Source organism: Acinetobacter sp. ABJ_C4_1 (genome assembly GCF_044538495.1).
Lineage (GTDB): Bacteria > Pseudomonadota > Gammaproteobacteria > Pseudomonadales > Moraxellaceae > Acinetobacter > Acinetobacter nosocomialis_A.
Map to the genome: position 1 here is coordinate 25,723 of NZ_JBIUCQ010000005.1, position 25,811 is coordinate 51,533.

Sequence of the window (25,811 nt, forward strand, 5' to 3'; positions counted from 1 at the left end):
TCTATGAATTAGAATAATTTCACAGGAATATCAAGGAAGATACGCCATTCGTTTGTATCACCGATGTACGCATTAGATTGGTAAGCATCACTTGCACGGTAGTAAGAGTTACGAATACGAAGGCTTGCATCTTTAGCAAAACCACTTTGTACTGTGTATTTTACTTGGTTGAAGAATTCGCGCTCTTGAGCATCGTCAGTTACATTACGAACTTTGATGTCCCAACCGTATACAAATGCAGTTGTCCAGTTCAAACCAGGTAATACACCTAATTTACCGAAATCAACGTTGTATTGAATTTGTGCAGATTTCTCGTGGTTACCGATGAAATCAGACATATAAGAGTTTGGTAAGTAAATACTTTGGAAACCATCAGCATTTTGACCATAGTCATAACCAACATTACCAGTATTTTGTTGGTAAGCAAGCATAACACTATGTGGACCAGTTGCATAAGTTCCTGAAACTGCCCAAATATTATTGGTCTTTTCTTCGCCAGCTACACCAGTGTCACCATAATTCGGTGCTACTGCTCCAGTTGCTGAATAAGTGTGTGCATTTGCATCAAACTTAGTGTGGTAGCCACTGAAGTCATAAGTTAATGAACTGTCTTTAGTTAGAAGCTGTTTAAAGTTCACATTAGCATAATGGCGTTCAAGCGCATTTTTGCTGTCTAAGCCATAGTAAGAGGCATTTAAGTTGTCATTGAACCTATATTTACCGCCCCAAACGATTGCACGATCAAGACCTCTGCCAGAAGCATCTGCATCAGTATTAATTTGATCAGACATTTGGTCTTTAGTGAATTTACCAGCAACTAATTCAAGATTCTTGATTTCATGGCTTGTTAATAAAGTACCTGTAAAATATTCAGGAACCATACGGCCAGTGTTACTTGCTAAAACTGGTAAATCAAGTACTTGAGTACCGTAGCGTACAGTCGTATTTGAGAAACGAGCTTTAACGCTACCGCCACCACGACCCCAATGGTCATAAGCTGAACCATCATTGTGCTTAGGAATCATTTGGTTGCCGGCATGATTATTTTCACCGATTTTAAATGAACCGTCACCAACAACGCCTACACCGAAACCAACAATACCAGGGGTAAAGCCAGATTCAAGATTTACAATTGCCGATTGAGCAACTGAGCTAGTATCTTTCGCGCCCTGTTTTTTGTCGCGAGTTAGATAACCTGTACGGAAGAGAATAGAACCGTTCGCATCTTCAACAAATCCTTTTGCCTCACTTTGCTCGCTTGCCTGAGCTGAGGAAATTATTGCCGCAGAAATGAGAACTGCTAATGTAAGTTTTTGTGCATTTAGCATATTTAAAGAACCTCATAAAAACGATAAATCCTGTGCCTTGTTATAGTTCAGGGCCTAGGATTTCCATCAATTGTATAAGTAATCTATAAAAAAGATATATTTTTGTTGATTTTATTTTATATATGCTATGCAGAAATTGATTAATGTGCTACTGGTTATTTAGTAAATTTACTATTAGTCTTTTATACTTAATCTATTGTTTAAAATAAAAAAAGTAATTTATTTTTTAGTTGATTTTTACCATTTATTTTATATTCAAACTTCAAAAAATAGTTGATTCTTGTGTTCGTTTTTTATCCATTTTTACTGGATATGTTTACTTTTTAACCTTGTTTCGAGTTGATTTTTTCAACGATTTATTTTAAACATCCTTTAAATTGTTACAATATAACATTATTTTTAAAGCGCAATGTATAAGAGTGGATTGTTATAAAAAGCCAATACAATTTAATTGAGCTGATCAAAATTAGTGCGATATTTTGCGTAAATTCTGTGCAGTACTCTTTTTGTTTATATTATCGCTTAAAAAAGACCCAAAATAGTTCACCAGTTTTAACTCAGAAATAAATAAAGAAATGAAGTAAGTAAAAATGCTCACTCACAGATCATTACAAGTGCGGTCCTCAATAATTTACATACTTTTTATATCTCGGCTTTAGATCTAAATAGAAAATTTACGCACATCAAATGAATACTTCTAAGCTCGGTAATAATTTCCGATAAGGGGTTTTTCTATGTTGAGCATTTTTAGTTTTGTAATAACTTTATTTTATTGCATTGTTTTTTATAAATATATTTTTATAAGCGTTAGGCGATATTTTCACTTTAAAAAGAATTTGATTTCAAAACTCATGCAACAGGGCGATACGAAATATGGACTTGGCACAGCAATTGCTAAAGCTTAAGTAACAAAATTTGTTTAATTCAATTAAATCGTGCGTTCATTGTGGGGGAGATCAAAATGATGAAATTTGCACTTAAAGCAGTAGCATTCGGCGTACTTACGGCAGGTTCAACCATGGTTATGGCTGAAAATGCTCCATCATCTTTTTACGGAATCACGACAACGGGTAGTGTAGCAGCGACCACAGACTATCGTTTCCGTGGTGTTACCCAATCCTCAAATAACCCTGCCATTCAAGGCGGTTTTACTTTTACTCATAAATCAGGTGCTTATTTATCACTTTGGGGCTCAAGTGTTGATTTTGGTGTAACAGGCAACTCAACTGAAACAGATGTCGCTTTGGGTTATACCAATACTTTAAAGTTATCCGATAAACTTGCACCAACTTATGATGTAGGTGTAATCCATTATGGTTACATTGGTTCGGGCCATAGTTTTGACCGTAATGGTATCGGTTACGATGGCAAAAACGGATTAGATTTTAATGAAGTGTACGGTAAGTTAACGTTTGCCGACTCTTTATTTAAAGGCGATGCACTTAGTGTAGGCGTTAACTATTCAAATGATTATTGGGCTAACTCTAAACAGTTCTGGTATTTTAACATTGGTTATTCAGCGCCAATTGCAAACACTGGATTTACTGGGCTTGCATCAGTTGGTTATAACAAATTTAAAAATAAAGAAGCTTTAGCTGTAGTTGCGGGTGGTCCTGGTACGGACGACAGCTATATCGATTATAAAGTTGGTGTAAATCGTAACATCTTAGGTATTTTGGCTGAGCTAGACGTAGTGGGTACTGATGTGAGTACTTCTGGTATGACAGACGCTCAGAAAAAACCTTATGACGCTGGCTTAGTGTTTAGTTTAACTAAAACTTTCTAAGTTTATGCTGTAGAAAAGCGGGTAAATAACCCGCTTTTTTTTATTTAATTTTCTATTTCAGAAAGTAATCGTTTTAACTGGTTAAGTTCAACATCCATGGCTTTAGATAAAGGTTTACGTGGTAAGCCTGCAGAAATACCTTGTAGCTGTAAACCTGCTTTAATTGTTTTTGGTAATCCACCATTTACGATAAAGCGGAGTAAAGGAAGTTGTTGGTAAAATGACTTCTGGGCCTGACTTAAATCACCATTTTTGACGTGTTGAATAAGCTGTTGAGGTTGCTGACCTAACAGGTTTGGTGCTGCTGTACACCAACCGCTTGCTCCTGCACATAAGGCTTCTAAAGCTAGAGGGTTGCAGCCGTTATAAAATGGGAGTTCTCCTTTTGAGAGTTCCTGAATTTTATGCATGCGCTGAATATCACCGCTACTTTCTTTCACCATCGTGATGTTTGCAATGTTGTTAAACATATGCACAATTAACTCTGGAGACATATCAACACCACTCGTTGCAGGGTTGTTATACACCATAATCGGCAAAGTCGTTGCTTGAGCAATCGCTTGGTAATATTCAAAAATCTCTTGATCAGTTAGTTTCCAGTACGATACAGGAATCACCATAAGTGCATCTGCACCATAGCTTTGTGCGATTTGCGCCTTTTTGATGGCTTGATCGGTGGTGAGTTCTGAAATTCCAATAATGACGGGCACGCGTTTATTAATACTTTCAATTGAAGTTTTCGCGACTAAACACCACTCATCCCATTCAAGATAAGCGCTTTCACCTGTACTGCCTAAAGGTGCAATCGCGTCGCAGCCATTTTCAATAAGCAAGTCGAGCATCTGTTTTAAAACAGGAAGGTTAATGGTGTTGTCATCAAAAAATGGAGTAACAGGGTAGCCAATAATGCCGTTTAGTTTCATGGTCGGAATCTCTTTTTTAAATACAGTCAGAATGTTTTTTCAAAGCTTTACGTGCGTAGTAAGCAAAGTTCACTTTGTTACGTTTATCGGTAGATACCCAGTCATGAGCTTCTGTGGCTAAATCGTGTGGGATCGGCTGAATTTGCCCGGCAGACATGGCTAATAGTTGTAGTTGAGCTGCGCGTTCAATTAAAAGAGCCAAGTTGCATGCTTCTTCAATGGTTTTTCCTGTGACCAGTTGACCATGGTGAGACAACAAAACTGCGCGGTTTTTACCAAGAGCCGAAGAAATCAAAATACCTTCTTCATTGCCCACAGGAACACCCGGCCAATGGCCTACAAATGAGCAATCTTCGTAAAGTGCACAGACATCCATTTGAGAAATCATGAGCGGAATTTGAAGCATGGAAAGAGCAGCTACATGAGTCGGATGCGTATGGATAATGCAGTTCACTTCGGGATGTTCTTTATAAATCCATGTGTGAAAACGGTTAGCTGGGTTTGCCATTCCTTCTTGATTGATTGGTTCTAAATCTTGATTTACCTCAAGTAAGTTTGAGGCAGTAATTTCATCAAAACCTAAACCAAAACGTTGGGTAATAAAGGAATCTTTATTTGGGCTGCGGCAAGTGATTTGACCTGCTAAGCCAGCATCATGGCCATGGTCAAATAAAATACGACAAGTGAGTGCAAGCTTTTGGCGGTCAGTTAAATCTGAGTCGCTAATCCACTTTTGCATGTCTTGCTGTGCGTGTTGCATCAGCTCTTGTTTGTTTACAGAAGCTGTCTTCATCTCTTCTCCAGTCCAGTTGACCAAATTCAGTAGGTGAAGGCAGAATAGAAAACAACTGGATGAATCAATACATCCAGTTTTAATAAGTTATATGGTCCAGATGGGGCAAATATGCTAAGACCTTGGCAAGTACATTTTCGTATCGATGAAAGAGAAGAAAAAACAGTTTTTTTAAAGCTTACTAACCTGATTAGTCAGGAAATTTTAAGTGGCCGTTTGGTGCAAGGAACTATGTTGCCAGGGTCTCGTAGCTTGTCAAAAGAACTAGGGATTAATAGAAAAACCGTACAAGCGGTCTATGAAGAATTAGAAGCACAAGGATGGCTGGTGACTCGTCCCCGAAAAGGCACATTTGTGGCAGATGTTTTGCCAGAAAAACAGTTTCATATAGAGCTAGTATCTGAGCGAAAATTTAATGATAAGCCGATTATTCAAGAAGTGATTCAACGTCCACATAACGATGGTGTACCAGATCCACGTCTTATTCCATACGAATTATTTTCGAGGGCCTATCGGCATGCACTGATTAAAATTACGCAAAACCAGTACATGGGCTATGGCGACCCGCGGGGAATGATTGAGCTAAGACAAGCCTTACAACAAATGTTATCGATGGAACGCTTTATGAATGTTGCTGAAGATGAAATTTGTATTGTACGTGGTAGTCAGATGGGAATTTTTCTTGCATCTCGTGCATTACCTAATCGGCAGGGTGTTATTGTTGTTGAAGAGCTTTACTACCCATCTGCTTTTAAAGCGTTCCAATCAAATGGTTTTCAGGTCGTTTCTGTCAAATTAGATGAACAAGGTATTGTCCTTGAAGATTTAGAACGTATTTTAAACGAACACTCGGTTGCAGCAATTTATACAACGCCACATCATCAGTACCCTACAACCGTTACTATGCCAATGAGCCGTCGTCTCCAACTCTTAGAGCTTTCAAAAAAATGGGGTTTTTATATTATTGAAGATGACTATGACCATGAATTTCACTATGACAGTCGGCCTATGCCGCCCTTAGCAAGTTTGCCTCATTCTGAATTAGTCATTCATGTGGGTTCATTGTCTAAAGTTTTTGCACCCGGTATTCGCTTGGGTTACATTGTGGCATCTTCACCAATCATTCAATCCATTACTGAAGATATTTTATTGATTGATCGGCAAGGTAATAACATTACGGAACTTGCGTTAGCAGATTTAATGCAGCGAGGGGAGATCAAACGACACATCCGTAAAATGAAAAAAATATATCAACTACGCCGTGACCATGCCTTAGCTGAGTTTCAGCGAGTTTTTGCTGAGTCTGTTCAGATACAACCACCTGCGGGCGGAATGGCTTTATGGGTGAAGTTCCAGAAACCATTTACTCAAGATCAGCTTATAAAGTTAAAAGAACTCAATATTGATACAGAGCATAAGTTTAAACAGGGAGAACACCCTAATCATAGTATCCGCTTGGGTTTTGCTGCTTTATCAGAGAAAGAAATTACTGCTTTAATCGAGAAGCTAAATGAGATTCTTAATAAAAGAACAGCGGACTCATAATCCGCTGTTTTGCCTTAAGAATGATTGCCTCGATAGGAGAGTGCTTCTGTGAGATGAGGACTTTGGATCATCTCGCTTTGAGCCAAATCGGCAATGGTCCGTGCTACTCGTAAAACCCGATGATAAGCACGTGCAGATAAATTTAAACGCTGCTGAGCCATTTCAATCATTCGCTGTGACGTGTCATCCAGAATAGCGAACTGCTCTAATTGTTTAGGCGAAAGCGCTTGATTTAAACAATTTTGTCTTTGCATTTGTTGTTCATAAGCTGAAATTACACGCTGTCTTACAGCCGTAGAACCTTCAACAGGCGTTGGATCTTGTAGTTCCTGAGCTTTTAAAGGTGGTACATCAATATGTAAATCGATACGGTCAAGTAAAGGTCCTGATATACGATTTTGATAACGTTTAATACTCTCTGGTGAACACTGACAACGACTGTCTTGATTAAATGCATAACCACATGGGCAGGGGTTCATGGCTGCAATGAGCTGAAAGTTTGCAGGATAAGTAATTTGCCGGGCTGCACGAGAAATAATAATTTCTTTTGACTCGAGCGGCTGGCGTAAGACTTCTAATACTTTGCGATCAAACTCGGGCAATTCATCTAAGAATAGAACACCTAAATGGGATAATGTAATTTCACCCGGTTTAGGGTGTGAGCCGCCAACTAGTGCAATTGCTGATGCTGTATGGTGGGGTGCACGAAAAGGACGCTGCCCAAAAGTATGGGGCGTATTTGAAATCGAATAAATATTAGCAACTTCAAGCATTTCTTGAGTAGAAAGTGGTGGCAAAATTGAAGGAAGACGTGAGGCTAGTAAAGTCTTCCCTGTGCCCGGTGGTCCTTTAAAGAGCAAGGAGTGCCCTCCAGCGGCTGCAATTTCCAATGCACGACGTGGGCGTAGCTGACCTTTTACATCTGCAAGGTCAAATTTATACGGCATGTCATTTGAGCGTGAAGATGAATGCACCTGAGATAGCTTAGTATTTCCTAAAAAGTGTTCACAAACTTCTTTTAAATGACTCACCGGATAACACTCAAGATTTGGTAAATGACTAATATCCTGACTATTATCGACTGGTAAAACAATTTTATGATGAGCTTGCTGGCATGCCATTGCCAAAGTTAAAGCGCCTGAAACTGGTCTTACATGACCATCTAGTGCTAACTCTCCAATAAATTCAAAGTCTTCTGTGCAGTTCTCTGGGAGTTGACCTGAGGCAATTAATATCCCTAATGCAATCGGTAAATCTAAACGTGAACCATCTTTGGGCAAATCTGCGGGAGCAAGATTAATGGTCAGCCGTTTAGTCGGAAACTGAAATCCACTATTAATAATGGCTGAGCGAACTCTGTCTTTACTTTCCCTCACTGCCGCTTCAGCTAGCCCGACAATCGTCAGAGAGGGTAAGCCTTGACTCACATGCACCTCTACTTCAATGAGAGGGGCATGCAAACCTAAAAGTCCCCGTGTATAAATTTTAGAAAAAGACATCTTATTGTTCCATTATAGTGCTTAATTTTTAATCGTTGTAAAGTATAAGTGCGCTACATTGGTGCTTATTTTTTATTCTTTAAAGTTTCTTCTAATAGACTCACTTGTTTTTGTAGCTCTTCTAAACGTTGGTTGGCTAAATGAAGTGCAGTTTTTTGTCTTTCGATTTCTTGTTTAGACACGAGGTCTAATTTCTCGACAGTTTCATTTAATAATGCACGTAAGTTTTTTTCTAAATCTTTTTTAGGCTCGTCAATTTGTTCCAAAATAGCCTGTAATAGAGTTTCTAGCATGAGATATCCAAACTGTTGTATTACCTTATGCTTGCCAGTTTAACATTGCTTGAACCTCGGATATAGGCTTCTCGGCTTTTCCATATTGGATAACGATAAAACGAAATAAAAACAGGACTGCAAATTCATTTTATTTTTAGTAGCTCATCTACATCTTGATAACTAAATAGGTTATAAAGAAAGCTCATGCAAAAGATTCATCTCCTCCAACCTTTGAAATATTGGCATGAAAATTGAACATAAAACCTTACTGGTGAAAAGAAGCCGAAGGAAACAAACATGAAGCTTGTAACTGCAATTGTAAAACCGTTTAAATTGGATGATGTGCGTGAAGCACTCTCTGACATTGGTGTACAAGGGATTACCGTAACTGAAGTTAAAGGTTTTGGTCGTCAAAAAGGGCATACAGAACTTTACCGCGGCGCGGAGTATGTGGTTGATTTCTTACCTAAAGTAAAAATCGAAATTGCGATTAGCGATGAAATGGTCGACGCAGTAATTGAGTCAATTACTCGTGTGGCAAGCACTGGGAAAATCGGCGACGGTAAGATTTTTGTGACTAACCTGGAACAAGTCATCCGTATCCGTACGGGTGAAACAGGACCAGATGCTGTCTAAATTGGCACAAAGCTTGCTGAGCAATAAATAGCTCGCAAATGAGGTTGGGGGACACGAATGAAAAAAATGCTTATGGCGCTGAGTCTAACAGGCGCACTTTTGGGTGGTACTGCCGCTTGGGCAGAAGAGACTGTAACAACACCGACATCTGAGGTTACAGCAACATCAACGTCTGCAGCTCCTGCAATAACTGCAGCAGCACCAGCCGCCGCAGTAACTCCGGCAGCTCCAGCACCGACACCAAAACTCGATACAGGCGATACATCTTGGATTTTAGTGTCAACAGCTTTAGTACTGTTGATGACGATTCCTGGTTTGGCATTGTTCTACGGCGGTATGGTCCGTAAGAAAAACGTCTTAAGTACCATGATGTTCAGCCTTTCTGCTGCAATTTTGGTAAGTTTGCTTTGGGTGATTGCGGGTTATTCAATCGCGTTCTCTGGCACAGGTGCATACTTTGGTGACTTGTCTAAAGCTATGCTCAATGGTGTAGGCTTTAATGCACTAAGTGGAACAATTCCTGAAAGCCTCTTTGTTATTTTCCAAATGACTTTTGCCATCATTACTGTCGCAATTTTGAGTGGCTCGATTGCTGATCGTATGAAATATTCAGCTTTCATGGCATTCATTACCATTTGGGTACTTGTGGTTTATGCGCCAATTACTCACTGGGTATGGGCAACAGATGGTTGGTTATTTAAAGCAGGCGCATTAGATTTTGCTGGTGGTACAGTTGTACATATCAACTCTGGTGTTGCAGGTTTAGTTGCAGCTTACATGCTTGGTAAACGTATTGGCCTTGGCCGTGAATCTATGGCACCGCATAACTTAACTTTAACTGTAATCGGTGCAAGCTTACTTTGGGTGGGTTGGTTCGGCTTTAACGGTGGTAGTGCGTTAGGCGCTGGTGCTCGTGCAAGTATGGCAATTTTAGTGACTCAAGTTGCTGCCGCTGCTGCTGCGTTCTCTTGGTTGGTTGTAGAACGTATGATTCGTGGTAAAGCTTCTGTATTAGGTGGTGCATCTGGTGCTGTGGCTGGTTTGGTTGTGATTACACCCGCAGCAGGTTTCGTCGGCGTCGGCGGTGCTTTAGTGATGGGCTTGATCGGTGGTGTGGTCTGCTTCTGGGGTATTACAGCACTTAAACGTTTACTTAAAGCGGATGATGCATTGGATGCCTTTGGCTTACATGCAGTAGGTGGTATTGTCGGCGCAATTTTAACTGGCGTGTTCTATAGTGATGAAATCATCAAAGCAGCTAGTGTAACTTTAGCTCCAACATTTGCAGGTCAATTATGGGTACAAGTTGAAGGTGTACTTGCAACTATGGTTTACAGTGGTATTGCAACCTTCATTATTCTTAAAGTGATTGATATTGTGATTGGTCTACGTGTTAATGCCGATGATGAACGTATGGGTCTGGATTTAAGCCAACATGGCGAACGTATCGAATAATTCGTAATATATCTGCTGTCTTAAAAGAACAGTCTTGCGCTGTGATCAAAGCGATGCTTTGATCTTGCTCAGGACTGTTTTTTGTCTCTTAGAATGCTGGTTCTGTAAGTGTAGAAATTTTGCTACACTAGGTCAAAGTAATTGACCCTATTAAGTCCGCTATGCATTGTCCATTTTGCAACGCCGCAGATAGTAAAGTCATCGATTCGCGTCTAGCCGCAGAAGGTTGTCAGATTCGTCGACGTCGTGAGTGTGTAAGTTGCGGTGAACGTTTTACCACTTTTGAAAGCTATGAAGTGGTGATGCCCCGTGTGATCAAATCGAATGGAAAAAATGAACCGTTCGATGAGGCGAAGCTACGTCGTTCGCTTATGCATGCCTTACAAAAGCGTCCAGTGACACAAGAGCAGATCGAAACGGTTCTAAGCGATATTCAATTGCAGATTCGCCGTTTAGGTGAGCGTGATGTCAAATCCAGAACAATTGGTGAAATTGTTATGCAATCTTTATTTGCACTTGACCACGTTGCCTATGTTCGTTTTGCTTCGGTTTATCAAGACTTTCAGGATGTTGAAGCGTTTCGCCGTCAAATTGAGCAAATGCAACAACGTGAGCACTAAACATTTGAGATTTATATGTCTGAGTTGAAACAAGATCAGTACTGGATGCAGCAAGCCATTGAACTTGCCAAACGAGGACTCTATTCGACAAAACCAAATCCAAATGTCGGTTGTGTCATTGTCAAAGATAATCAAATCATTGGCGAAGGTTTTCACCCGAAAGCTGGTCAACCTCATGCTGAAGTTTTTGCGCTGCGTCAGGCGGGTGAACAGGCACAAGGCGCAACCGCTTATGTAACGCTTGAACCGTGTGCTCATTATGGACGAACACCTCCGTGTGCTGAGGCACTTGTAAAGGCACAAGTTAAAAAAGTGGTTGTGGCATGTCCCGATCCCAATCCGCTTGTTGCGGGTAAAGGTGTTCAGATCTTAAAAAATGCCGGTATTGAAGTAGAAATCGGGATTTGTGAAGATTTGGCAGCTCAACTTAATCAAGGCTTTTTAAAAGCGATGTCTACGGGCATGCCATATGTGCGTTTAAAAGTTGCTTCTAGTTTAGATGGGCGTACTGCAATGGCATCTGGTGAGTCGAAGTGGATTACTGGTTCTGCTGCTCGTCAAGATGTCCAACATTGGCGTGCCATTTCAGGTGCAGTGATTACAGGCATTGATACTGTGCTTGCTGATGACTGTCAGCTTAATGTACGGTCACTCCATAATATTGATATCGAAACGGTTGCGCAGCCAAAACGGGTAATTCTAGATCGGAGAGGACGTTTACCGCTCACCGCTAAAATTTTAGAAAATCCTGAAACTGTCATGGTGATGGGGCCATATCGTCAGGAACTTGCTGACTTAGGCGTGATACAATTAGAAATTCAGCCTTTAAAAACACTATTACAGACCTTATCTAAGCAATACCAAATTTATGATGTGTTGGTTGAAGCTGGCGCAACTTTGTCGACTGCCTTTTTACAAGAAGGTTTTGTGGATGAAATGATCAGTTATGTTGCCCCGACTTTATTGGGGCAAAGTGCAAGAGCCATGTTCAATACAGATTTTGAATATATGGCACAGCAACTTCGTTTTAAACTTCTTGATGTAATACAACTTGATCAAGATATACGCTTAAGGTTAATCCCTACGCAAGAGAAAGTATGAATTCAGAGCCTTCGGTTTACCACAAACGTCGTCATGCAGCCCGCACGACAGACGAATATCTTTTTCATCAGCTTGTACCATACTTGGGCAACAAGCGCCGATTGCTCCACTTGATTTTAGAAGCTCTAGAAATTACAGGGACGCTGAATAGCAAGAAAAAGAATCCTCCGATTTTTGCCGACTTCTTTGCGGGTAGTGGTGTAGTGTCTCGTTTGGCACGTCAAAATGGTTACCGAGTCATTGCGAATGACTGGGAACCTTATAGCCATGCTTTAAATCATGCGATTTTAGCTTGTGTCGATGCACCTGCGTTTAAAGAGCTTGGTGGATATCAGAAAGCCATCGATTATTTAAATAGATTGCCTGAAGTTAAAGGTTGGGTAACGCATAACCTTTGCCCTCGTAACGATGATGTCTACGATCCGTCGCGTGACCGTTTGTTCTTTAAGCGTCGTAATGGTATGCGTATTGATGCGATTCGCCAGCAAATTGCAACATGGCAGGCACAAGGCGCAATTAATGATGTAGAAATGAGTGCTTTACTTGCACCATTACTCTACTCAGCTAGTTTTGTGAGTAATACCAGTGGTGTATTTAAAAGCTTCCATCAAGGGTGGGGCGGACGTACACAAACGGCACTAGAACGTATTGAATCATTGCTGTGGCTTACACCTAGCCGTTTTTGTGAGATCGGTGACCGTAAGCGTCCAGCTGCTGAAATGTGGTGTGTAGATGCCCAGCATCTAGCAAATCAGATGAGCGGTTTTGAAGTAGATGTAGCCTATCTTGATCCACCGTATAACCAGCATGCTTATAGTAGTAACTATCACGTTTTAAATGCATTGACGTTATGGGATCAAGTCGATTTACCACCGCCAGATACGAAAGGCTATAAAAGTGGTATTGACCGTGCATGGCGTAAAGAGCGTCCAAGTCCGTACAACTCGTCTAAACATGCAAAAGATGCGTATGAAAAATTACTTTCAACCATCAATGCACGTTATATTCTGACCAGTTATTCGACAGATGGTAACATTGAGCCAAAAGATCTACTGATGGCCAATCTGGAGCGCGGAAAAGTTACTTTACTGACTCAAGATGTTCCACGTTATCGCGTAAGTAAACAACGTCAGTCAGAGCGCGCACGTGTGCTTGAGTTTATTGTGATTACCGATACTCATGCCAAACCAGGACCGCCGTTACGTCAATTGTTAGGCCAGCTTTACCACTTTGCCGAGCTAGGTGGTGTAGATACTTCAGGTAACAGTACGCAGCTCGCACTTTGGTAAGCGCTGCAATTTAAGCAGTGTAAAAGATTTGGAGATTGAGCCATGTTTACAGGCATTATTGAAAGTTTAGGTAAAGTAGAAAGCCTGCAAAGTGTAGGTGGCGATGTGCGTTTACGTATTCAAACCGATTTGGATATGTCTGATGTACATTTGGGTGACTCAATTGCAACCAATGGAATCTGTCTCACCGTTATTGAGTGGGGTGACAATTGGTACGCAGCAGATGTTTCTCGCGAAAGTTTAAACCGTACTACTTTGGGTAACTGGAAAGTGGGTCAACGTGTCAATGTTGAAAAAGCAATGCTACCGACAACCCGTTTTGGTGGACACATTGTCAGTGGTCACGTTGATGGCGTAGGTGAAATTACTGTAGTCCGTGAAGATGCTCGCTCAATTTATTATGAAGTGACAGCACCTGTAGAGCTTGCTAAATACTTAGCAGAGAAGGGTTCTGTAACTGTAGATGGCATTAGTTTAACCATTAACCATTTGCGCGGTAATATTTTAAGTTTGAACTTAATTCCACACACAGCAGAACGTACCAATATTGGAACATGGCAAGTAGGTAGCAAAGTTAACCTTGAAGTCGATGTATTAGCACGTTATATCGAACGTTTATTACTGGGTGATAAAGCTGCTGAACAGAAGACCGAGTCAAATATTAGTATGGCTTTCTTGGCTGAAAATGGTTTTTTAAAATAAAATTTTAAATCGCCAAAATAAAAAAACCGGACGCTTGTTCCGGTTTTTTTATTTTAAAAATTAATGCTTGGTGAGAGTAACCGAATGTGTACCGACCCATGGTTTATTGTGCTGGGTGCGTGTAATTGAAAACTCACCTTTTTCTGACGCTCGTGTAAGCAAGATTGAAAGTGAATTAAAGTCGTTGTGACTCATATAAAGTTCTTGTGCTGAAAATGTCCATTGCTCACCCTGATTAAGCTGCTCAAGTTGCGTTGAAATCTGATGTGGAATGTCCATTTTTACCCTCATTAATTTTCATAAGTAACCATGCGTTATTCTAATAATTATTTGAACTAAAAGAATATTATGCATGACCATTTTGTGACAATTAAATGTCATTTTGATGACAAAGATGGTTTTACAAACTTTACTTTTCTATTTTTTCATCAGAAAACTTAGAATTCTTTAAAATGTATTCAATTTCTTCTTGAGCTGCCGAATTTAGCTTAGCTCGGAAAGCCGTTACAGATTGTTCAATTAAGCTCTCAGCTTCAAGTTCTAAACGAATGCGTAAACTTTCAAGCTCAGATAGGATTTGATCATCGGTAATGCTAAGTTTTATGCCAGAAGAGTAATTAACTGCTGGGGTTTCAGGATTTTTCTGATAACGCGCAGTTTGTTCAGCAACTTCTTGTTCTAAATGACTGCGGAAAGCTTGTAGAGCTTCAGTTTGTTCACTAAATTTACGAACTTCGTCTGCTTGTAATTCAGCAGCATAGGCTGCTTCCATTGCGCGCTTATCTGCAAGAGACTTTTCTAAAGCAAGCTGACGACGAATACGTGCCTGTTCGATTAACTCTGCTTTTAAGTCAGCATAAGCTTGTTCAATGTTTTGCTGTGACTCTAGCTGTGCCTTCTCATCATTGAGTACCCAAAGTTGAATAGGCGTCTGAGGCTCTAATAAATCACAAATACGTGCCAAATCCTGTTGATAGGCATGACGGACAGCTTCAGGCGCATTTAACCATCTTTTTTTAAAATCTTGCCCGACATTTAATGCCACCACAGTTCTCCTTTGTCCAACAGTATCTACATTTTAGCGCGTTATAATTTAAAGGTTCGAGGTTCTATACCTAAACGACGATACATTTTAAATTTTTCTCGGCCAATTTGCTTGGCTGCTTCATTATTTTCAACAATTTCTATAATGTGGCTAAAATGATTCACTTGTTCAAGTGCATGATTGTTAAAATTAAATACCAACCAGCCTTGTTCAGAAGGTTGTTTAGCCGAAATACATACTGCTGCGTCTGCCTGATCAATCCCATGTGCAATAAAACTGGTCGGATCAAAGCTCCATAATTTTTCATCAAGTGTTTGTTGTAACTGTACATCTGGGCAATACCACCAGATGTTTGAATGCTTCAGTAAAATCTTCCGACATAAACGGCAAGCACTATCGACTTGCCGTTCTTCACTGGTTTCAAACAGATAAAAGCTAACTTTAGCCATTCGTATTTACACGGTTAGCCAAGAATTGCATAAGTAGTGGTACTGGACGGCCAGTCGCACCTTTTGCTGTACCTGATAACCAAGCTGTTCCTGCTACATCTAGGTGAGCCCAACGATAGTCACGAGTAAAACGCTCAAGGAAGCAGGCTGCTGTAATTGCACCACCGTGTGGTCCACCAATGTTAGCGATGTCTGCAAAAGGTGAGTCCAATAGTTCTTGATAATCATCAATCACTGGCATGCGCCACACACGGTCAAATGACTGCTCACCTGCTTGTTGAAGCTCAGCTGCTAAGGCATCGTCAGGAGAGAATAAACCGCTTAGCACTTTACCTAATGCCACTACACAAGCACCAGTTAATGTTGCGATATCAACAACGACTGCCGGATTGAAACGTTTGATATACGTTAACGTATCGCAAAGAACCAAACGGCCTTCAGCGTCAGTATTTAAAATTTCAACCGTTTGACCACTCATGGTCGTTACGATATCGCCTGGACGGGTTGCTTTACCCGAAGGCATATTTTCTGCTGCTGCAATCGCGCCCACCACATGGATTGGAAGGCGTGCTTCACATAGTGCGCGAATCGTGCCGAGTACAGAGGCTGCTCCACACATATCGAATTTCATTTCATCCATGCCAAGGCCTGGTTTTAAAGAAATACCACCTGTATCAAAAGTAACGCCTTTGCCGACAAGTACGACAGGGGCTTGTTCAAGCTGTGCTTGGTATTCAAGAGTGACAATACGACCCGGACGCTCAGATCCTTTACTCACAGCAAGGAAAGCATACATGCCTAAGTCAGCCATTTGCTGCTCATTTAAGACAGTCACTTTGAGTAAATCAGGGAATTCTGCTGCTAAAGCTAAAGCCTGTTCAGCCAGATATTCAGGGAAACAGATATTACCTGGACGGTTACCTAAGTCACGCGCAAAAGATTGACCAGATTGTACGGCATGTACTAAAGCAAGTTGATTTTCATCAAGGCTAGTATGTGGACTAATTAAATCAACTTGTTGTAACACAAATTCATTTTTTTTCGATTTAAACTCATCATAACCATAAGCTGCTTGAGTTAAGCTTAATGCAAATAAATAATGGTATTCGACAGGTAATGCAGCAATATCAATTGCGATATGCTTAAATTTATTTTGTGTCGATTTGATAATGGTTTGTGCCAATTTTGCTAACTTAACTGCTTGAAGTTCAGCTGCTTTTCCTAAACCAAGTAGTTGGCTGTGAGGTTGAGTGTTAAGCTGACCAAATAATGGCAGTGTCTCATTGAAGTTAGCTTTATATTGAGACGCTGCAAGAATACTTTCTAGGTTATTGATTTGATATGTATTGAGGTTGCTTTGTAGCTGTTCTGAATCAACTAAAACCCACAAAGATTCATTAGATGTTTGTTCAGGAAAAGTCGTATAAGTTGTAAATTTCATGGCTGCCGTGATTGCCTATAGAAAGTTATGTTGGATTAAAACATTGAAACACTTTCAAGCATAGCGTTGCAATGTGCGGTTTTATATTTTTAACATTCGGGTAAACTAGCGTTCGTCCCGTTTAGCCTTTTGGAAGTATTAATTTGATTATTCGGCGTTATCTCGTCAAGCAAGTTGTCTCTACCTCATTGGTGGTCATTGCATTATTGACCCTAATCATGATGGGTGGTCGTCTGATCAAATACTTTGGTGTGGCGGCACAGGGGCGTTTAGATGCAAGTATTTTATTTAGCATCATTGGATACCGTTTACCTGAATTTTTAACACTCATTTTACCACTGGGATTTTTTATTGGTTTAATGTTGGTGTTTGGTCGATTATATGTTGACCATGAAATGGCTGTCTTGAATGGTAGTGGGGTAAGCCGTCATCAGTTAGCGCGGTTACTCATTCCAATGACATTGGTTTATATGGTTTGTCAGTCTGTACTTATGCTATGGATGACGCCGTGGGGACTACGTGAATTTGAAAAACTAACGACGACCCAAGCTGTACGGACAGGCTTTGACTTGGTTCGACCAAGAGAGTTTATTTCTTCAGGGCCTTATACGATTTATGCAGGCTCCTTGTCGGAAGACCGTAAAAACCTCAAGGATATTTTCTTTTATCAACGTGCGACCAAAGAAGGCAAGCCAGATGTCATGATTTTGGCAAAAGAGGCAACACGTGTTGAGATGGCTAATGATACAGCTAATGTTGTCGATCTGGTTCAAGGTCGCCGTTATGAAATATATCCGGGACAACCTAAATATACGCAAGCAGAGTTCCAGTCTTATCGTCTGCGTTTAGAAAATGATAAAGACGTCAAGTTTGAAAGTAGCGAAGTAGAAGCACTTCCAACTTCTAAGCTATTGGCTAAAACTAATGATCCAGTCATTAGAAGTGAATTGGGATGGCGTTTATTTGGTCCGTTTACCATTATTGTTGCCCTAATGATGTCGGTTGCATTGTCTGAGGTGAGTCCTCGACAAGGTCGTTATTATCGTCTTATTCCATCTATTTTTATTTTCGCGAGCCTGATTGTGCTTATGATTGCGATTAAGACTCGTATTAGTAAAGGTGAATTGGATATTTGGGCTTATCCAGCGGCTTTATTGGTTTATGCAATTGCAGCTGCCTTATTTTCACGTAAACAGAAATTAGGGCCGAAAATCAAGAAACAGATCAAGCGAGTGAAATTATAATGTTAGCACGTCGAATAGTCGCCAAATATGTGACGAAAACCACTGCGCTTGCAATGTTTGGTACCACCATTGTCTTATCTGTTTTGCAAGTCTTGTTTACCTATTTGGGTGAGTTGGGTGAGTTAAAGCCTGACTATAATGCATGGCAAGCTTTTATCTATGTATTATGGGGCGCTCCTCGTTATCTATACGAAATTTTGCCTATCTCGGCCTTAATTGGTGCTGTGATTGGGTTGGGTGCTTTAGCATCCAACAGTGAACTCATCGTGATGCGCTCAGTCGGGATTAGTTTATGGCGTATTGTAGGCTGGGTGATGCGTTCAGCTTTGCTACTCATTGTTTTATCTTTTGCGCTAAGCGAGTGGGTTGTTCCCTATACCAATGAGAAAGCACAAAGTATCAAAAGCCATCGTTCAGTAGCGGCTTTAGGCGAAGTGAAAGGCTATTGGTCGCGAGAAGGGCAGCGCTTTATTTATATTGATTATGCAAACTCGCAAGGAAATCTAAGAGATATTCAGGTGGTCGACTTTGATAAAGAATATCACTTGCAGTCAGTAATTAATGCAGAGCAAGGAAAGTTTATCAAAGATGGTCAATGGTCTTTGCAAAAAGCCAGCCAGACCGACATTCTTACAGATGGTAATTCAATACAAAATAACCATGATCAGCAGTCTTTAGGGTTGGCTTTACAACCTAAATATGTACACATGGTGACTTTAGACCCTGAAGACTTATCTCCAAGTCAGCTCATTAGTTTTATGCGCTATATGGAGGAATATAGCCAAGTTCCTAAAACTTACCAATTGGCTTTCTGGCAAAAAGTTGCCTCTCCATTTTCATTGATTACTCTTGTATTAGTGGCGTGTTCTTTTATTTTTGGTCCACTACGTCAACAGTCAATGGGTTTCCGTTTGGTGATCGCACTCTTTATTGGTTTAGGCTTCTATTACTTGCAAGATTTCTTGGGTTACGCAAGTTTGGTATATGCACCTTCTCCAGCTTGGTTTGTACTTGTACCTATTATTTTAATGTTTGGTGCCGGAAGTTACTTACTTTACCGTGCCCGCTAATTTGAAAGAATATGAATGGCTTTCTCAATGATCTGCATTGGTGAAAGCCATAGGAAAAAATAGAGTCTTCACCGAAAATTCGGTAAGATATTGCGATGAAATTGTAGACAAAAGAGAAATTGATTATGACGGATGCAACTGCTGGCAAGATTCCTCACGTTCTGGTCATTATGGACGGTGTTGGACACCGTGAAGCGATTGAAGATAATGCTTTTCTTGCAGCAAAAACCCCGAATTTAACTGCAATGAAAGCAAAGCATCCAAATAGTCTGATTTCTGGTTCTGGCGAAGATGTAGGTTTACCTGATGGACAAATGGGTAACTCCGAAGTTGGCCATATGAACCTTGGCGCTGGCCGTGTCTTGTACCAAGATTTTACCCGTATTACTAAAGACATTCGTACTGGCGACTTTTTCAAACATGAAGTGTTGATTGACGCTGTTGAAAAAGCAAAAGCGGCAGGTGGTGCAGTTCATATTATGGGCCTACTTTCTGAAGGTGGTGTTCATTCACACGAAGACCATATTGTGGCAATGTGTGAGCTTGCATTAAAACGTGGTGCAAAAGTTTACCTTCATGCATTCCTTGATGGTCGTGATACTCCTCCACGTAGTGCTCAACCTTCATTAGAAAAATTAGATGCTTTATTTGCTCAATATGAAGGCAAAGGGCGCATTGCAACCATGATTGGTCGCTACTTTGCAATGGACCGTGACAATCGTTGGGACCGTGTAGAACAGGCCTACCGTTTATTGACTGAAGGTGAAGCAGTTCGTACTGCAAATACTGCAGTTGAAGGTTTAGAGCTTGCCTATGCAGCTAATGAAAATGATGAGTTTGTAAAAGCAACTCGTATTGGTGATGTGGCCAAAGTTCAAGACGGCGATAGCATTGTTTTCATGAACTTCCGTGCTGACCGTGCTCGTGAAATTACTCGTGCTTTTGTTGAAAAAGACTTCGCTGGCTTTGAGCGTAAAGTTGTACCGAACCTTTCTAAATTTGTCATGCTGACACGTTATCAGGCAAGTATTGATGCACCTGTGGCATATATGCCTGAAGAGTTGAAAAACTCACTTGGTGAATATTTATCTTCTCTTGGCAAAACACAATTACGTATTGCTGAAACAGAAAAATATGCTCATGTGACATTCTTCTTTAGTGGTGGTCGTGAAGATGAATACCCAGGTGAGAAGCGTATTCTAATTCCATCACCAAACGTTGCAACATATGACTTGAAGCCTGAAATGAGTGCTTATGAAGTAACTGATGAACTCGTTAAGGCAATTAACTCAGGTGAGTACGATTTACTTGTTGTGAACTTTGCCAATGGTGATATGGTAGGTCATACAGGCGTATTTGATGCTGCGGTTAAAGCCGTTGAAGCAGTTGATACATGTTTAGGTCGTGTATACGAAGCTGTGATGGCGAAAAAAGGCCACATGCTTATTACTGCTGACCATGGTAACGTTGAGCAAATGCAGGACTACGAAAGTGGTCAGGTTCATACTCAACATACAACAGAGCTTGTACCGTTTATTTATGTTGGTCCAACACAAGCGACTATTGCAGAAGGTGGTGTACTTGCAGATGTTGCACCGACCATCCTTAATCTAATGCAGATTCCTGTACCTGCGGAAATGCAAGGTCGTAATCTGATTACATTATCTGCATAAGCGATAGGTGACTAAATGCTGCAACACAATATATATAAAGCTTTTTTGGGTAGTGTATTGATGTGTTGCAGCCACCTCGCTCTTGCTGCTCCTGTTGTAAAAGAAAAATTATCGCCTCAGCATGCTGATTCACAAGAATCTGAAGAAAGTTATGCAGAAGTCCCTATTGAATCGATTCAGCAGTTTGTACAAATTTACGGAATTGTTCGCGATAACTATGTCGATGAAAAGTCGGACGACGCTTTATTTTTACAAGCAATTAAAGGCCTTGTTAGTGGTCTAGACCGTTACTCCCGCTATTTGTCAGCTGAAGAATACCGTCAACTCATTCAATATACCGAAGGGGATCTTGCTTCGGTTGATTTCGCGTTAAGTCCAGAAGCACATATTCATAAATGGATGATTCGTGACCTGAAGGCGGGTTCAGACTCATATAAATTAGGCTTAAGAAATGGCCAAACTATTTTAAAGATCGACAATCAAGAGCTTAAGAATCTGACGCAAGATCAAGTATTTGGTCTGCTTTATGGATCGATAGGATCAACACTTCAAGTACAGACAGAAGAGTCAAATACCCCAATCAGTTTGGTTCGTAATAAAAAGATTGAAACCGATATCGAACCTGTCATGTTACATAATCAGGTATTGGTCTTAAAAATTAGAGTATTCCAGCAAGATACCGCCAATGAGATCAAACGTTTAATTGAAGAAAATAGTTCTTCGCGTTTAAAAGCCGTATTAATTGATTTACGAAATAACCCAGGTGGGCTGTTATCTGCTGCTGTTGAGTCAGCCGATTTATTTTTAAATCATGGCATTATTGTTTCTACAAAAAGTCGCTCGGAAGGCAATCAGCAATTTCAGGCTTTACCCGGTAATGATTTTCAAAATATAAAAGTTGGTATTTTAATTAATCACCGATCTGCATCGGCAGCAGAAGTTTTTACTGCTGCAATGAAAGAGCATCAACGTGCTTGGGTCATTGGTGAGAAAAGTTATGGAAAGGGCGTTGTACAAAAGCTTTTCCCTTTACCAAGTGGGGCAGCCTTACAAATGACGGTCTCACATTACTACACACCAAACGGCAATATGATTGAAGGGCAAGGTATTCAGCCTAACCAGACTTATCCCTTACCTCCAGAAATGAAAGAAGAAGTTTATTTAGATCGTGTTGCCGATCTACTTCTAAAAAGGAAGTAAGCTTTATACTTCCTGTTCAGTTTCAGTATCTAATCCAAATTTCTTCAAACGATAGCGTAAAGAACGGAAAGTCATTCCTAGTTTTTTAGCTGCTAAGGTTCGATTCCAATGAGTCATATTGAGTGCATTGAGCAAGATATCTTTTTCAATACTCTCTAAATAACGCTCCAAGCCCTCAGTAGGCAATTTCTTTACAGTCTGTGGAGCAGCAGTTACCGGACTCGGTAAGCTTTGAGATGCCGATGTTATTGGATGAGGAATATTTGCTCTTAAAGGTGCAGGATGCAAATGTGGTATATCAATCTTGGCATCGTCGCTTAAGGTAATTGCTCGCTCAATCATATTTCTTAATTCGCGAACATTGCCCGGAAAGTGCTGCTGTAACAAGTAAGTTTCAGCTGCTTCGGTTAATTGCTTAGGTGGGGTTTCCCACTCCATACAAATTTTCTGAATAAAGTGATTTGCAAGTAACAAGACATCTTCACCACGTTCACGTAGAGGCGGTAACATCAGGTCCATAACGTGGATACGGAAGAATAAATCCTGACGGAATTTGCCTTGTCTAACCAATAAATCTAAGTCTTGATGACTCGCGCTAATTACTCGAAAATCAACATCAATTTCCTGATCGGAACCGACAGGACGAATCTTTTTCTCTTGTACTGCACGGAGTAGTTTAACCTGCATACTTAATGGTAATTCGGCAATTTCATCTAAAAATAAACTACCGCCATGAGCCGATAAAATTAGGCCTTGTTTGTCTTGCGTGGCACCGGTAAAGCTCCCTTTTTTATGCCCAAACAGCTCACTTTCCATGAGTTCGGTTGGAATAGCACCGCAGTTAATCGCAATAAAAGGACCTTCACTACGGTTACTCAGCCGATGAACTAGGTTAGCAACTACTTCCTTACCTGTTCCAGATTCACCCGTAACAAATACCGGTGCTTGAGAGCGTGCAATTTTTTTAATTGCGATGCGTAATTGTTGAATAGGCAGAGAACGACCGATTAATAATTTGTTTTCTAAAGCGCTCTCGGCAAAATCACGCTCTGTTTTTTGCCGATTTAAGGCTTTCTGTAATAACTGATCTAGATGTACTTGATTGATGGGTTTGCTTACAAAATCAAAAGCACCTGCTTTTAATGCTGCAATTGCAATATCCATATTGCCGTAGGCAGTTAAAACCGCAATGGGTGTGTTGGTGTAATTTTGAGAGACATGTTTGACTAAATCTAACCCACTTCCATCGGGTAGGTTTAAATCGGTTAAACATGCATCGTAATGAAACTGTGTGAAGAGTTGTTTGGCCTGTTCAACCCGATAAGCAAGATGTGTTTTAATCCCCATTCGTGCAAGTGTCATTTGCATTAAAAGGCACAAATCTTCTTCATCGTCTACAAGCAAAACGAGTGGTTGCTGTTCTGCCATTTCCCCAAAAACCTAATAAAAAAATCAATATATTATTGGGCATTCTATTCTGAAGCATGCCCCTTGTTTTTGCTCTACATAGGTGAGCTTTGCATGGTTTGCCTCACAAAAACTATGAGACAAGTATAATCCTAAACCAGTTCCATTAATTTCGGTACTAAAAAATGGTTTAAATAATTGAGATATATCACGTTTTGAAACACCTTCACCGTAATCGATCACATCAATATAAATTTTATTTGTTTGTGAATGAATATTGATCATGACATTCGGTGAGTCGGGTGCATTGTGCCGTAGAGCATTTCGCACCAGATTGATCATGACTTGTCTTAATTGTTTTTCGTCAAATAAAAATTTTAAAGAACGATCAGAAATTTTGAGTTGAATTGAATGTTTAACGTCAGATAAATCTTCATCGAGTAGCGTATTTATAAAATTGTTTAAGTCAATCTGAATAGGGTGTGTTCTTTCACTACGAGCAAGTCCTAAGGTGTCTTGAACAATACTATCAATGCGTTTGGTTTGCTTGCCAATCATATGGCGTAAAGTATTTTGTTGTTCTAGGTTGCTGTCTTTGAGTAGCTCATTTGCTTGAACAATTGCTGCAAGGGGATTGCGAATTTCATGCGCAATACTTGCTGAGAGTTGCCCTAAAGCGGCAAGTTTGAGCTGCTGGGCTTGCTGATTAATTTGCTGGGCATCTTGTAAAATAAGCAGTGTCAGCGCTTGTTGTGGGACTAAAAGATGCTGCACTTTAATATTAATAGAATAGGTGGATAACCGAGACTCAAAAATAAATCGGTCACCTTCTTGTAAGTCACCAAACTTCAATATTTCAAATAAATCGGCATGCCATTTAGCCAAAGAATATTTTTCATTGGCAAATTGAGGAGGAATTCCTAAAAGAGAGCAAGCGGCCGGATTACTTAGAACAATGTCGTAGTCTTCATCTAGAACTAAATAGCCTTCTTCAATTTGTTCTAAGATATAACGGTTAATATTTTGTAATTGATAAAGTTCTATTGATTGGTGAAAAGTGAGTGCTTCAAGTAATTTAAAACGCTGCACAGCAATTTGTCCAATACCATGCACCACAAAAAATAAGAAGGCCAGTAGGGCGCTATTACCGATCGTGTTTAGATTGCTGTAGTCGAACAAACTACCCACGAAGCGCTGGTAAATAACTGCAATGATCGCAAGTAAGGTAATGATCAAAGACATTCTTGCGCTGAGCAAAATTGCCGAGGTAAAGATTGCAATTACATAAAGTAGACTAAGCTGTAAATTTGGTTCACCAACAGAAAAAGTCAGTAAACTCAAACAAATAACATCGACAATAAAAAATAAAGCAAGCTGACGTGTTGCCTGAGTCGCAACCAATTTAAAGCATAACAACTGGACAAGGCTTAAGAGCGAATAGCCGAGTAGTGTGTAGAAATATAAAGCAGGGTATTGCAAACTATTGTCGGTTTGCGCATTGGTTGAAACCAAAATAATAGTCAGGCTAACCGCAATAATAAGACGGTATAAACCATACCAAGTGCCCAAACGAAAAATCGTATGGGACAGGGATGAATTTAAAGGAGAGTGCATGTAAGTCTGATTATGGTTTGATCAGACCGTAACGAATCGCAAGGTGTGTGAGTTTTACATCACTATCAATTCCTAACTTTTCAAAAATACGATAACGGTAAGTATTTACAGTTTTCACACTCACAAAAAGTTTATCGGCAATTTCTTGTGCGCTAATACAGTTGACGACCATCATCGCAACTTGCATTTCCCGCTCTGATAGAGAGTCAAAAGGGGATTGTTGAGTGTCGGATAAATAAGAGCTTGCTAGCTGCTCGGCAATATCAGCACTAAAATATTTACCGCCCTGCATGACTTTATTAATTGCACGTACCATCTCGGCAATTGGCGCACCCTTGGTGATATAGCCTTTTGCACCAGCTTTTAGCAATAAAGATGGGTAGGGTTCTTCAGCAAGGCCACTTACAGCAATGACTTTGGTCTCTGGGGCTGTTTGTAATAAACGACGAGTTGTTTCTACACCACCGATGCCCGGCATGTTGACATCAAGTAGTACGACTTGCGGATGTTGCTGGCGAACGATAGCAATTGCTTCTTCCCCAGATTCGGCTTGTCCAATTACCTCAACATCTGCATGATCTTCTAACATACGGCAAATACCCGTACGTACCAGTTCATGGTCATCGACAACTAAAACTGTAATCAAGAAGACCTCCTTTCTTTCAAAAAACAAGTTTTTTGTTACATAAAGCAAAATAAGCTTGCAATGGAATGAC

The 25,811-nt window shown here is 40.3% G+C and carries 24 protein-coding genes; 12 read left to right on the forward strand and 12 right to left on the reverse strand.

The genetic code is table 11. The features are described from left to right. Positions 1–8 precede the first annotated feature (8 nt). A complete protein-coding gene (locus tag ACIF8R_RS08240) occupies positions 9–1,328 on the reverse strand; it encodes an OprD family outer membrane porin (RefSeq protein ID WP_396480179.1) in 1,320 nt (439 codons plus the stop codon). Between the two features lie 961 nt (positions 1,329–2,289). On the opposite strand from ACIF8R_RS08240, the gene ACIF8R_RS08245 reads away from it, so the two are divergent. Beyond that, positions 2,290–3,114 (forward strand): TorF family putative porin, encoded by an 825-nt coding sequence (locus tag ACIF8R_RS08245; RefSeq protein ID WP_396480181.1) that lies wholly within the window; start codon positions 2,290–2,292, stop codon positions 3,112–3,114. 44 nt (positions 3,115–3,158) lie between these two features. On the opposite strand, the gene ACIF8R_RS08250 is transcribed toward ACIF8R_RS08245, so the two are convergent. Both ACIF8R_RS08250 and ACIF8R_RS08255 read right to left on the reverse strand, forming a co-directional pair. Further along, positions 3,159–4,037 (reverse strand): dihydrodipicolinate synthase family protein, encoded by an 879-nt coding sequence (locus ACIF8R_RS08250; protein WP_396480183.1) that lies wholly within the window; start codon positions 4,035–4,037, stop codon positions 3,159–3,161. Between the two features lie 16 nt (positions 4,038–4,053). Further along, positions 4,054–4,830, reverse strand: a complete 777-nt coding sequence (locus ACIF8R_RS08255) for an aldolase (RefSeq protein WP_396480185.1) — start codon at positions 4,828–4,830, stop codon at positions 4,054–4,056. A 111-nt stretch (positions 4,831–4,941) separates the two neighbouring features. Here ACIF8R_RS08255 and ACIF8R_RS08260 point away from each other — a divergent pair, with 111 nt between their 5' ends. Beyond that, complete coding sequence (locus tag ACIF8R_RS08260) at positions 4,942–6,375, forward strand: PLP-dependent aminotransferase family protein (protein WP_396480187.1); 1,434 nt, start codon at positions 4,942–4,944, stop codon at positions 6,373–6,375. Between the two features lie 14 nt (positions 6,376–6,389). Here the strand turns inward: ACIF8R_RS08260 and ACIF8R_RS08265 are convergent, their stop codons facing one another. Then, positions 6,390–7,874 carry a YifB family Mg chelatase-like AAA ATPase gene (locus tag ACIF8R_RS08265; protein WP_396480189.1) on the reverse strand — a complete coding sequence of 495 codons (1,485 nt, stop codon included), beginning with the start codon at positions 7,872–7,874 and terminating at the stop codon, positions 6,390–6,392. Between the two features lie 65 nt (positions 7,875–7,939). Further along, complete coding sequence (locus ACIF8R_RS08270) at positions 7,940–8,167, reverse strand: accessory factor UbiK family protein (protein WP_002048939.1); 228 nt, start codon at positions 8,165–8,167, stop codon at positions 7,940–7,942. Positions 8,168–8,446: 279 nt separating this feature from the next. Here ACIF8R_RS08270 and glnK point away from each other — a divergent pair, with 279 nt between their 5' ends. The 6 genes from glnK to ACIF8R_RS08300 all read left to right on the forward strand — a co-directional run bounded on the left by glnK (position 8,447) and on the right by ACIF8R_RS08300 (position 13,952). Further along, complete coding sequence (glnK, locus tag ACIF8R_RS08275) at positions 8,447–8,785, forward strand: P-II family nitrogen regulator (RefSeq protein WP_000780326.1); 339 nt, start codon at positions 8,447–8,449, stop codon at positions 8,783–8,785. A 57-nt stretch (positions 8,786–8,842) separates the two neighbouring features. Further along, entirely contained in the window at positions 8,843–10,240 is a 1,398-nt protein-coding gene (locus tag ACIF8R_RS08280; protein WP_396480192.1) for an ammonium transporter, read from the forward strand. Positions 10,241–10,401: 161 nt separating this feature from the next. Beyond that, positions 10,402–10,860 (forward strand): transcriptional regulator NrdR, encoded by a 459-nt coding sequence (gene nrdR / locus ACIF8R_RS08285; RefSeq protein ID WP_000543541.1) that lies wholly within the window; start codon positions 10,402–10,404, stop codon positions 10,858–10,860. 15 nt (positions 10,861–10,875) lie between these two features. Then, on the forward strand, positions 10,876–11,961 hold the full coding sequence (gene ribD / locus ACIF8R_RS08290; protein WP_396480194.1) for a bifunctional diaminohydroxyphosphoribosylaminopyrimidine deaminase/5-amino-6-(5-phosphoribosylamino)uracil reductase RibD: 1,086 nt from the start codon (positions 10,876–10,878) through the stop codon (positions 11,959–11,961). Next, positions 11,958–13,250, forward strand: coding sequence for a DNA adenine methylase (locus tag ACIF8R_RS08295; RefSeq protein ID WP_001083669.1), 1,293 nt, complete (start codon positions 11,958–11,960; stop codon positions 13,248–13,250). Before ribD ends, ACIF8R_RS08295 begins: the two co-directional genes overlap by 4 nt. Before the next feature lie 42 nt (positions 13,251–13,292). Continuing rightward, complete coding sequence (locus ACIF8R_RS08300; RefSeq protein ID WP_004710964.1) at positions 13,293–13,952, forward strand: riboflavin synthase; 660 nt, start codon at positions 13,293–13,295, stop codon at positions 13,950–13,952. Between the two features lie 60 nt (positions 13,953–14,012). On the opposite strand, the gene ACIF8R_RS08305 is transcribed toward ACIF8R_RS08300, so the two are convergent. From ACIF8R_RS08305 to ACIF8R_RS08320, 4 genes are all read right to left on the reverse strand, one after another. Beyond that, positions 14,013–14,231: a hypothetical protein gene (locus ACIF8R_RS08305; RefSeq protein ID WP_004883640.1), complete on the reverse strand. Its 219-nt coding sequence runs from the start codon at positions 14,229–14,231 to the stop codon at positions 14,013–14,015. 130 nt (positions 14,232–14,361) lie between these two features. Beyond that, positions 14,362–15,000, reverse strand: a complete 639-nt coding sequence (locus ACIF8R_RS08310) for a hypothetical protein (RefSeq protein ID WP_233930716.1) — start codon at positions 14,998–15,000, stop codon at positions 14,362–14,364. Positions 15,001–15,038: 38 nt separating this feature from the next. Continuing rightward, a complete protein-coding gene (locus ACIF8R_RS08315) occupies positions 15,039–15,446 on the reverse strand; it encodes a DNA polymerase III subunit chi (protein WP_006581179.1) in 408 nt (135 codons plus the stop codon). Further along, on the reverse strand, positions 15,439–16,887 hold the full coding sequence (locus ACIF8R_RS08320) for a leucyl aminopeptidase (RefSeq protein ID WP_396480197.1): 1,449 nt from the start codon (positions 16,885–16,887) through the stop codon (positions 15,439–15,441). Before ACIF8R_RS08320 ends, ACIF8R_RS08315 begins: the two co-directional genes overlap by 8 nt. A 143-nt stretch (positions 16,888–17,030) precedes the next feature. Between ACIF8R_RS08320 and lptF the strand changes: the two genes are divergently transcribed. The 4 genes from lptF to ACIF8R_RS08340 all read left to right on the forward strand — a co-directional run bounded on the left by lptF (position 17,031) and on the right by ACIF8R_RS08340 (position 22,074). Next, positions 17,031–18,131, forward strand: a complete 1,101-nt coding sequence (gene lptF / locus ACIF8R_RS08325) for an LPS export ABC transporter permease LptF (RefSeq protein WP_205200467.1) — start codon at positions 17,031–17,033, stop codon at positions 18,129–18,131. Then, the gene (lptG, locus tag ACIF8R_RS08330; protein WP_039249061.1) at positions 18,131–19,201 is read left to right on the forward strand and encodes an LPS export ABC transporter permease LptG; all 1,071 of its coding nucleotides are present in this window, start codon (positions 18,131–18,133) and stop codon (positions 19,199–19,201) included. The genes lptF and lptG overlap by 1 nt, the downstream gene beginning before the upstream one ends. 125 nt (positions 19,202–19,326) lie before the next feature. Then, entirely contained in the window at positions 19,327–20,874 is a 1,548-nt protein-coding gene (gpmI, locus tag ACIF8R_RS08335) for a 2,3-bisphosphoglycerate-independent phosphoglycerate mutase (RefSeq protein WP_396480199.1), read from the forward strand. Positions 20,875–20,889: 15 nt separating this feature from the next. Further along, positions 20,890–22,074 carry a S41 family peptidase gene (locus ACIF8R_RS08340; protein WP_343570294.1) on the forward strand — a complete coding sequence of 395 codons (1,185 nt, stop codon included), beginning with the start codon at positions 20,890–20,892 and terminating at the stop codon, positions 22,072–22,074. Between the two features lie 3 nt (positions 22,075–22,077). Here ACIF8R_RS08340 and ACIF8R_RS08345 read toward each other — a convergent pair whose 3' ends face one another. The 3 genes from ACIF8R_RS08345 to ACIF8R_RS08355 are packed head-to-tail and all read right to left on the reverse strand — an operon-like array spanning position 22,078 to position 25,741. Then, positions 22,078–23,502, reverse strand: a complete 1,425-nt coding sequence (locus ACIF8R_RS08345) for a sigma-54-dependent transcriptional regulator (RefSeq protein ID WP_396480201.1) — start codon at positions 23,500–23,502, stop codon at positions 22,078–22,080. 24 nt (positions 23,503–23,526) lie between these two features. Then, positions 23,527–25,095, reverse strand: a complete 1,569-nt coding sequence (locus tag ACIF8R_RS08350) for a sensor histidine kinase (RefSeq protein ID WP_396480203.1) — start codon at positions 25,093–25,095, stop codon at positions 23,527–23,529. Between the two features lie 10 nt (positions 25,096–25,105). Then, on the reverse strand, positions 25,106–25,741 hold the full coding sequence (locus ACIF8R_RS08355; RefSeq protein WP_000633799.1) for a response regulator: 636 nt from the start codon (positions 25,739–25,741) through the stop codon (positions 25,106–25,108). Positions 25,742–25,811: the final 70 nt, after the last annotated feature.